5 protein-coding genes and 2 pseudogenes are annotated in these 10129 nt (G+C 63.6%); 5 read left to right on the top strand and 2 right to left on the bottom strand.

The genetic code is table 11. The features are described 5' to 3' along the window. From CKO33_RS13675 to CKO33_RS10920, 3 genes and pseudogenes are all read left to right on the top strand, one after another. Positions 1 to 143, top strand: a pseudogene (locus CKO33_RS13675) (IS481 family transposase); the annotation flags it as partial. Next, positions 137 to 349 (top strand): annotated as a pseudogene (locus CKO33_RS14025) (transposase); the annotation flags it as partial. The pseudogenes CKO33_RS13675 and CKO33_RS14025, both read left to right, overlap by 7 nt. A 75-nt stretch (positions 350 to 424) precedes the next feature. Beyond that, on the top strand, positions 425 to 1828 hold the full coding sequence (locus CKO33_RS10920) for a hypothetical protein (RefSeq protein ID WP_200182276.1): 1404 nt from the start codon (positions 425 to 427) through the stop codon (positions 1826 to 1828). A 668-nt stretch (positions 1829 to 2496) separates the two neighbouring features. Here the strand turns inward: CKO33_RS10920 and CKO33_RS10915 are convergent. Together CKO33_RS10915 and pgi are read right to left on the bottom strand one after the other, a co-directional pair. Continuing rightward, a complete protein-coding gene (locus tag CKO33_RS10915; protein WP_200182275.1) occupies positions 2497 to 3216 on the bottom strand; it encodes a hypothetical protein in 720 nt (239 codons plus the stop codon). A 318-nt stretch (positions 3217 to 3534) separates the two neighbouring features. After that, positions 3535 to 5190: a glucose-6-phosphate isomerase gene (pgi, locus tag CKO33_RS10910; RefSeq protein ID WP_200182274.1), complete on the bottom strand. Its 1656-nt coding sequence runs from the start codon at positions 5188 to 5190 to the stop codon at positions 3535 to 3537. 656 nt (positions 5191 to 5846) lie between these two features. Here pgi and glgA point away from each other — a divergent pair. Continuing rightward, positions 5847 to 7298 (top strand): glycogen synthase GlgA, encoded by a 1452-nt coding sequence (glgA, locus tag CKO33_RS10905; RefSeq protein WP_200182273.1) that lies wholly within the window; start codon positions 5847 to 5849, stop codon positions 7296 to 7298. Continuing rightward, the gene (gene ppc, locus CKO33_RS10900) at positions 7295 to 10126 is read left to right on the top strand and encodes a phosphoenolpyruvate carboxylase (protein WP_200182272.1); all 2832 of its coding nucleotides are present in this window, start codon (positions 7295 to 7297) and stop codon (positions 10124 to 10126) included. Before glgA ends, ppc begins: the two co-directional genes overlap by 4 nt. Positions 10127 to 10129 lie beyond the last annotated feature (3 nt).

The raw sequence follows: 10129 nt of genomic DNA, 5'->3' as shown, positions 1-10129 counted from the left end.
ACCAGCGCCTGTATAACCATCACATCGGCCAAAAGGCGCTGGGACATCGCACCCCGGTGGAAACCCTCAAGGCCTGGCAACAGGACCGCCCCGATCTATTTCGAAAACGCGTATACAATCATGCGAGACCTGACAGACCGTGAAGCTCGAGTGCCCCGTGTACTTCCCCCGGCCCTATCACGGCTGGGCACGCGTTACGAATGAGAATACCAACGGCCTGATCCGGTAGTACTTCCCGAAGGGAACGGACTTCGGCCAAGTCAGCGAAGAACAGATCTAGGAAGCGGAAGACCAGATCAACCTTCGGGTTCGCAAGCGGCTCGGGTACCGGGCCCCAATTGAGGTCTAGTTGAGCTCGTCACAGAGGCAACACGCCGCATGCCGAGGCGTTGCGGTTATTGGTTAAATTCAGGAGAAATTATAGATGCTGACATTCAAGACACAGTTCCCTATTAACGAATCGAAGTCCGTGGATGACTTGTTTGAAGCTGGGCGTATTTGGCTAGCAGGGAGCCCTCATTCAAGCCTTGCTTCCGTGATGAAAAATGCAACTGACATCAGGGATGAATGGTCCAGAGAATCGGACAACGAAAAGATTCGCTTCATAAAACATCATAATGGTGAGGAAGCAAGTGGATTTCGCCATGAAAACCTTGACTTGGATGGAATGCGATGGGTCACAGAGGTTGCATGCGCTAAACGCGCTAATAATTTCTGGATATCAGTACAACTAAGCGTAGACTCTGAGCTGCCAGTCGAAAGAATCGATAACGGAAAGCGCCCGTATATATTAAAAACAATTATGCGAGAAATTGGTGGCGGCAAGGATGGCTATTTAACCGTCTGCGATAAACCAATCCACCTTACAGAAGAACAAGTAGATCTAGCGGCGGATATAATAACCGCGAACGCTGGATGCTTCATGCCTGTAGTATATGTCAGTGCCGATAGTGACGGTAATAGCCACATAAATACCGCACAACTCGCACAGTGGCTGTCAGGCATGGCACACGTTCTCGTAGAACCGAATCGGAGATTCTCCTTCCAATTAGCGCCATTAGTTTACAGAGAAAATGCATATGGTGGCGCTGTCGCCATTTACTGGCCTGACGGGATCGGGAAATGGCTATTCTTGCCTCAAGGAGAATTTAGCGATCCGAAATCACTTCAAAACGCCATTGCCAAGAAAGTCCGGGCATCACTTCTATCCCAGCGAACAAAAAGAGAGTGCACATGGAGTTATATTTTAGAACAGAAATCTCGAAAACGCATTCAAGAGCTACGGGATTCCGGCTCCCACGAGGTCGATGAATATATATCATTATTTGATACTGAACTGGAAAGCAAGAACGAGGAGATTCAACGGCTAGAGGCGGAAGTGAGCCGCTTAAAATATAGCCATTTCAACCAAAACGAGGGGGGCGGAACTAAAGGGAAGGATTTGAACATCCGCACATCAGAGGGAGATCTTTACCAAGGAGAACGCCTGTCGTTAATCGTAGAAGCTCTTGAAAAAGAACTTAATTCATCCGAGCCGCACAGCCGCCGCTATCATGTGCTAAGGGATTTGATTGATTCCAATAACCTACCAGGAGAAAAAGAAACCATTCTTGATTCTTTAAAAGAATTGCTTCGTAGATATCGAGATATGGATTCGACTACACGGTCGGAACTTGAACGCCTTGGTTTTTCAATAAACGACGACGGGAAGCACTATAAATTATTTTTTAGAGATGAAATGCGCTGCCCCTTTATTTTGGCAAAAACCGGGAGTGATCACAGGGGCGGACTGAATTCTTTTTCGAATATCAAGAAGAAACTGTTTTAATGGCGGGAAACTCGCTTTTTGATCCAGTGGGCGTCGCGACCCTTCTAGCACAGCTTGTTAGGCTGGCGGAGGGGCCTGCACCATGCGGCTCCTCGACGTTCCAAGCGGAATTTGGCCGGGTCAAAAATGGGGCCTGTCCCCTTTTTTCAATGCATAATAATTGAGAATTCAGAGCATCTATGGGGGATCAATCTTATCGACACACTAAGCGAAAGGGGATACAAAGCAAAAATGCGCTCAAGAATGAACACCGTGTACATCCGCGCCCAACAGTCACTCCCAGCTGACCATACAGCCCCCACAGCCTCTTCACTCCCACTGGCCAGCGACTAAAACACCATGTTATACAGCCCCGGTGTCACGATAGACATCAACTGGACATCACCTGATCTGATAGAGTTGTTAGAATCCGGAAGTGGCGCAAGAAAAGTGGTTAAAATATGTAGGGCGGTGACTTGTCCGAATCCGACACGGTGCAGCAGGACGCCGGTGGAGAGCCCTACGACCCGCAGTGGAGCGGTGGCCGGGACAACCGCACGGGGGGGCCATCTGGAGCCGGGGGAGCATCCGAAGGATCGATAATCCACCTAGCTCCAGGGTGTCCGATTTGACGCCCCCACGGCTAAAGCCGGGGGCTTCTCGCGCAATTTTGGTGAAACCTTCAAGGGTTATAAGGTTTCACCAATGTAGAAATCGTAAAGTGGGGACGAAGGTCTATACCTATCTCGATGTATATCTGGAATCCCCATCTCCTCGTCTTTGGCAGAATACTGCAGGACTACCGCGTCCAATGCATCCCAAAGCTCGGCAAAGTCTTCAAAGAAGGCTTCCCGATCCCTGCGCCGCATTTCACTGAGCGTTTCGTGCAGCTCGAAGACGAGCTTGCGGATGGCTTCCTCCCGTGCCCACTTATCCTGGTATCGTGAAAGCGCCTCTGCGGCCTCCTCAATCCAGCTCATGGGTTCATCGGGCTCCTGGGGCTGGGGCTCCCACCCCCGTTCCCGCTCGATCAGGTCCTCCAGGTCGTCTTCCGGCTCGCCGCTCGCCTCGGTGGCGGGCGGATGCCGGGTGGTGTCGGCGGGATCGGTCGGGTGCTCCAGGATCGTGTCCTGAAAGTCGTGCAGCAGACCGGGCACATCCAACGGGTCGGGGATGGAGTTCAGCCGGATACCCAGTCGGAGCAGGGTGCTGTCCTCGGTCAGCACCGGGTGGAACCGCAGTCCCTGGTCTTTCTCCTGCGCGGCGAACCGGCCCAGATGCACGCAGCGACCCAGCATGCGGGCGCAGACGCTCACCCGCAGGCGCTCGTTGGCCTCGCCCGGCTCGACCCGGAGACTCAGCGGGCCGTACCCCGGCGGGTGAATCCTGAATTGACGGATACTGTCCATGATGGGTTCCTCCTGTCAGTCCCTATCTCATGTTATCTCCATCAGCCCTCGTGTTGACGGAATCAGCCCCCTAAATCCGACACCTTGACTCAACCAATAAACATAGCACCACCTCGGCGCGTTCGATCTGGGCCAGGTGCTCGACGCTGAGCTGTGACATGTCGGCAGCGCTCCTGTTGGAGAATCCCTTCAGCTTATCCCTCCAGGGCCGGGACCTCAGCCCTGGGCCGTTCGTCGTCCTCGCGTGGCAAGGACGGGTTCCAGTTGCGGTGGGCCCGAAACAGCGTCGTGGGGAAGGTTCGGGTCTCACCCCGGGGATCATCCATTGCCCCGCCGCCCCTTGTACCAGTCGATGAGCCCGTTGGTGGAGGTGTCATGGCCGGTGGCGGGGGTGTTGGCGCGCAGGTCGTCCAGTACGGTGCGGGCCAGTTGCTTGCCCAGTTCCACACCCCATTGGTCGTAGGAGTTGACGTTCCAGATCACCCCCTGGACGAAGATGCGGTGCTCGTACAGGGCGATGAGGCGGCCCAGGGTGCGGGGGGTGAGGCGGTCGAAGAGGAGGGTGTTACTGGGGCGGTTGCCCTCGAAGACCCGGTGCGGGGCCAGGCGGGCCACCGTGTCCTCGTCCAGGCCCTCGGCGCGCATCTGGGCCTGCACCGTCTCCAGGGTGCGGCCCTGCATCAGGGCCTGGGTCTGGGCGAAGACGTTGGACATGAGGATGTCGTGGTGGTCCCCCATGGGGTTCTGGCTGTTGCAGGGGGCGAGGAAATCGCAGGGCACCAGTCGGGTGCCCTGGTGGATGAGCTGGTAGAAGGCGTGCTGGCCATTGGTGCCGGGCTCGCCCCAGATCACCGGCCCGGTGTGCCAGTCCACGCGCCGCCCCTGGCGGTCCACGCTCTTGCCGTTGCTCTCCATGTCCGCCTGTTGCAGGTAGGCGGGGAAGCGGTGCAGGTACTGGTCATAGGGGAGGATGGCGTGGGTGTGGGCGCCGAAGAAGTTCACGTACCAGACCCCCAGCAGGGCCATGATCACCGGCATGTTCCGCTCCAGGGGGGCCTCCCGGAAGTGGTGGTCCATGTCCCGCCCGCCGGCCAGGAGTTCCTCGAAGCGGTCCATGCCCAGGTACAGGGCGATGGGCAGCCCGATGGCGGACCAGAGGGAGTAGCGGCCACCCACCCAGTCCCAGAAGACGAACATGTTCTCCGGGTCGATGCCGAAGGCCTTCACCTTCTCGGTGTGGGTGGACACGGCGACGAAATGCCGCCGGATATTCTCCTCCCCCGCCCCCGAGGCCAGGAACCACTCCCGGGCGCTGTGGGCGTTGGTCAGGGTCTCCTGGGTGGTGAAGGTCTTGGAGGCGATGATGAACAGGGTCGTCTCCGGGTCCACCCTGTTCAGGGTCTCCGCCAGGTGGGTGCCGTCCACGTTGGAGACGAAATGCATGGAAAGCCCCGGGTGGCCGTAGGGCCGCAGGGCCTCGCAGACCATGAGCGGACCCAGGTCCGAGCCGCCGATGCCGATGTTCACCACATGGCGGATGGGCTTGCCGGTGTGGCCGGTCCAGTGCCCGGAGCGCACCTGCTCGGTAAACCCCCGCATGCGCTTCCGCACCGCCCGCACCGCCGGCATCACGTCCTTGCCGTCCAGCACCACCGGCGCCTCCCCCCGCAGGGCGGTGTGCAGCACCGCCCGGCCCTCGGTGCAGTTGATGCGCTCGCCGGAGAACAGGGCCTCGCGCCACTGGGGCAGGTGCATCTCCCGGGCCAGATCCAGGAGCAGGGTCAGGGTCTCGTCGGTGATGCGGTTCTTGGAATAGTCCAGCAGCAGATCGCCGCATTCCACGGTATAGCGCGGGAATCGCCCGGGATCCCGCTGGAAGAGATCACGCATGTGCACATCCCGCAGGGCCTCGAAGTGGTCTTCCAGGGCGGACCAGGCCCGGGTCGTGTCGGGCGAGTGGGAGGTCACGGACATGGGGGCTCCTCGGATGAACGGGATCGGAAAGGGCAAAGATAACGGAAGCGGCGCACAGGCCTCCAGGGAAGGATCCTCGGCGTCCCGGTGGATCGGGAAAGACGCCGTGGTCCGGGGACTCTCCCGAAGGGGGGGGCGCCGCAGGGAGGCGGCCCGTAAGCCTCCAGGGATGGATCCACTGCGTCCCCGCGGATCGGGAGAGTCGCCCGTGGTCCGGGGGTGCCCTCCCGCAGGGGGTGTGCGCCGCAGGGAAGCGGCGCGCAAGCCTCCAGGGAGGGATCCACTGCGTCCCCGCGGATCGGGAGAGTCGCCCGTGGTCCGGGGGTGCCCTCCCGCAGGGGGTGTGCGCCGCAGGGAAGCGGCCCGTAAGCCTCCAGGGAGGGATCCACTGCGTCCCAGCGGATCGGGAGAGTCGCCCGTGGTCCGGGGGTGCCCTCCCGCAGGGGGTGTGCGCCGCAGGGAAGCGGCGCGCAAGCCTCCAGGGATGGATTCACGGCGTCCCCCGGAGGGAGGGCACCCCCGGACCACGGGCACCCTACCGCAGAACTCGATTAACACCGGCAGGCCGCATGCGTATCATGACCTGCACGAAACCACCACAGGGAGCGCCCGCCCGCTTCCCGGCGTCGTCACAAGGGATGGGGCACGATACCACCATGAAAATCCTCTTCGCCTCCAGCGAGGCCCACCCGCTGATCAAGACCGGCGGCCTGGCGGACGTGTGCGGCAGCCTGCCGCCCGCCCTCAAACGCCTGCGCCACGACGTGCGCCTGGTCCTGCCCGCCTACCCCGCGGCCCGGGCCGCGGCGGGCAAGACCACCCCCGTGGCCGAGATCCAGCTGCCCGGCTGGGACGTCCCGGTGCGCATCCTGGAAGGACTGCTGCCCAGGACCCGCGTCAAGCTCTACCTGGTGGACTCCCCCCTGCACTTCGACCGCGCCGGCGACCCCTACAAGGCCCCCGACGGCCGGGACTGGCAGGACAACCACCTGCGCTTCGGCCTCTTCGCCCGGGCCATCGTCAAGCTGGCCCTGGACCAGGCGGGGCTGGACTGGCAACCCCAGATCCTGCACTGCAACGACTGGCAGACCGGCCTCGCCCCGGCCCTGCTCAGCCAGTATCCCGAACGCCCCGCCACGGTCTTCACCATCCACAACCTCTCCTATCAGGGGCTTTTCCCCGCCCATGTCCTGGAGGACCTGATCCTGCCGCCGGAATTCTGGAACCTGCACGGACTGGAATTCCACGGCCAGCTCTCCTTCATCAAGGGGGGCCTGGTGTTCGCCGACCGGCTCACCACCGTCAGCCCCACCTATGCCCGGGAGATCCAGACGGCCCAGTTCGGCCAGGGCCTGGACGGCCTGCTCACCGCCCGCGCGAAAGACCTCCAGGGCATCCTCAACGGCGCCGACTACCGCCACTGGGACCCGGCCCGGGACAAACTCATCCCAGCCCGCTACGACGCGGAGCATCTGGAGGGCAAGGCCGCCTGCAAGCAGGCCCTGCAGGAGGCCCTGGGGCTGGAACCCGATCCCGCCATCCCCCTGCTGGGGCACGTGGGGCGCATGGTGCCGCAAAAGGGGATGGACCTGATCCTGGAGGCCTGCGAACCCCTGCTCAACTCCGGGCAGGTGCAACTGGCCATCCTGGGCAGCGGTGACCGCGGCCTGGAGGGTCGGGCCCAGGGCCTGGCCGCCCGCCATGCCGGACGCATGGGGCTGCGCATCGGCTACGACGAGACCCTGGCCCATGGTATCGAGGCCGGGGCCGACCTGTTCCTCATGCCCTCCCGCTTCGAGCCCTGCGGCCTGAACCAGATCTACAGCCTGCGCTACGGCACCATCCCCGTGGTACGCCGCACCGGCGGCCTGGCGGACACCGTGGTGGACGCCGACGCCCTGCACCAGGCCGAGGGCACCGCCACCGGCCTGGTGTTCGACGCCCCCACCGCCGAGGCCCTGGGGGAGGCCATCGCCCGGGGTCTCACCCTGCACGCGGAACCGGAGATCTGGCGCGGACTCATGCGCCGGGGCATGAACATGGACTTCAGCTGGGAGCGCAGCGCCCGGGCCTATCAAACCCTCTACCGGGAACTGGTGCATTCATGAGCAGTACGGCCACCGACGCCGGGGAACGCATCCCCCGGGACAAGCAGCTGCGTGCCCGGGTCAAGCTCCTGGGCAAGCTTTTGGGCAACATCATCCGCCGCCTGGAGGGCCAGGAGGTCTACGCCGCGGTGGAGGAGCTGCGCCGGGGCTTTGTCAGCCTGCGGCGGCGGGAGGACCCGAACCGCCGCGCCCGGCTCATGCGCCTCATCGACGAGATGCCCCCCGAGCGCCTGGAGACGGTGATCCGTGCCTTCAGCATCTACTTCTCCCTGGCCAACATCGCCGAGGAGGACTTCCTCTACCGCGAACGCCGCCGCCAGGTGAGCGAGGGCGGGCCCCTGTGGCTCGGCTCCTTCGACCATACCGTGCGCCAGTTCAAGTCCATGGACATCCCCCCGGAGCAGCTGCAGGAACTGCTGCAGCAGGTGATGTACATGCCCGTGTTCACCGCCCACCCCACCGAGGCCCGGCGGCGCACGGTGATGGAGGCCCAGCGGCGCATCTTCCTGGCGGCCGAACCCCTGAACCGCCCCCGCCTGGGGCGCGAGGAGCGGGCCGAGGTGATCCGCAACCTGGAGACCCAGATCCAGGTGCTGTGGCGCACCAACGAGGTGCGGGAGCGCAAGCCCCAGGTGATCGACGAGATCAAGTACGGCCTGTTCTATTACGTGGAGAGCCTGTTCACCGCCGTCCCCCTCACCTACCGGCTGCTGGAGAAGGCCATCCGCCGCAGCTACGGCAGCGATGCCCAGGGCAACCCCCGGGTGCGCATCCCCAGCCTGCTGCGCTTCGGCTCCTGGATCGGCGGCGACCGGGACGGCAACCCCAACGTCACCCCCGAGGTGACGGAGATGGCCTGCCGCCTGGCCATGGAACAGGTGCTCACGGAATACGTGCGCCGGGTCCACGACCTGCGCTTTGTGCTCACCCATTCCTCCCTCATGTGCCAGCCCACCCAGGCCTTCCTGGACAGCCTGGCCCGGGACGAGCAGATCGCCCCGGCCGTGTTCGGCGGAGGGACGGACCGCATGCGCACCGAACCCTACCGGCGCAAGCTCTACTTCATCCGCCACCGGCTCAACGAGACCCTGCACACCGTGCGCCGCCGCCTCAACGGCGAGCAGGCCGTGCTGCCCACCAAGTCCGCCTACCGGGACCATCACCAGCTGCTGGAGGACCTGTACCTGCTGCGGGACTCCCTGGTGAGCCACGGCGACGGCAATATCGCCGGCGGTGAGCTCACCGACCTGATCCGCCTGGTGGAGACCTTCGGCTTCCACCTGCATCACCTGGACATGCGCCAGGAGTCCTCCGTGCACACCGAGGCGGTGGCGGAGATCCTGGCCGCCACCGGGCGCTGCCCGGACTACACGGCCCTGGACGAGGCCGGGCGCATGGCCCTGCTGGAGGCGGCCCTGCAGGACGAGGTGCCGCCACAGCCACAGGACCTGACGGAGACCACCCGCCAGACCCTGCGGGTCTTCCAGGTGATGGCGCGCATGCGCGGGGAGACCGGGGGCGAAGGCATCGGCACCTATGTCATCTCCATGACCCATGCCGCCTCCCATGTCATGGAGGTGCTGCTGCTGGCCCGTCTGGCCGGCCTGGCGGGCCTGGGGGCGGAACCGGCGGGGGATCACTGCCATGTGCGCGTGTCCCCCCTGTTCGAGACCATCGAGGACCTGCACCACGTGGAGGGGGTGCTCACCCGCCTGCTGGACAGCCCCGTCTACGCCCGCCTGCTGCGGGCCTCCGGCAACCGCCAGGAGGTGATGCTGGGCTACTCGGACTCCTGCAAGGACGGGGGCATCCTGGCCTCGGCCTGGAACCTCTACGACGCCCAGAAGAAGATCATCGCCATCGCCTCCGCCCGCAAGGTGCAGTGCCGCCTGTTCCACGGCCGGGGCGGCACCATCGGCCGCGGCGGCGGACCCACCCACGAATCCATCCTCGCCCAGCCGCCGGGGACGGTGCAGGGACAGATCAAGTTCACGGAACAGGGGGAGGTGCTGTCCTACAAGTACAGCAACATCGAGACGGCGGTGTACGAACTGAGCATGGGGGCCACGGGGCTGATCAAGGCCAGCCGCGGGCTCATCGGCCTGCACAGCCAGGACCGGTCCGAACACACCCGCATCATGGCGGAACTGGCCGAGACCGGGGAGACCGCCTACCGCGCCCTCACCGACCACACCCCGGGCCTGCTGGACTACTTCTACGAGGCCACCCCGGTGCAGGAGATCGGTCAGCTCAACATCGGTTCGCGCCCCTCCCACCGGCGCAAGAGCGACCGCACCAAGGCCTCCATCCGCGCCATCCCCTGGGTCTTCGGCTGGGCCCAGTCCCGCCACACCCTGCCCGCCTGGTACGGCATCGGCACGGCCCTGCGCCAATGGCGGGGGGACGACCCAAAGCGACTGGAACGGCTACAGGCCATGTACCGGGAATGGCCCTTCTTCCACTCCCTGCTGTCCAACTGCCAGATGTCCCTGTCCAAGGCGGACATGGGCATCGCCGGGGAGTATGCCCAGCTGTGCAGCGATGGGGATCAGGCCGGGGCCATCTACCGCACCATCCGCGAGGAATACGAACGCACCGTGGCGGAGGTGCTGGCGGTGGCCGGGACCGGCACCCTGCTGGAGGAGAACCCCACCCTGACCCTGTCCCTGATGCGGCGGGATCCCTACCTGGACCCGCTGAACCACATCCAGATCACCCTGCTCAGGCGACGCCGCAGCGGGCAGATGCCGGACGAGGAGGATCCCTGGCTGTCCCCGCTGCTGCGCTCCATCAACGCCATCGCCGCCGGCCAGCGCAATACCGGCTGACAA

It is taken from the genome of Ectothiorhodospira mobilis, assembly GCF_016584115.1.
Lineage (GTDB): Bacteria > Pseudomonadota > Gammaproteobacteria > Ectothiorhodospirales > Ectothiorhodospiraceae > Ectothiorhodospira > Ectothiorhodospira mobilis.
The sequence above is the reverse complement of the archived record's forward strand: the minus strand, read 5'-3'. Positions and strand labels throughout refer to the sequence as shown.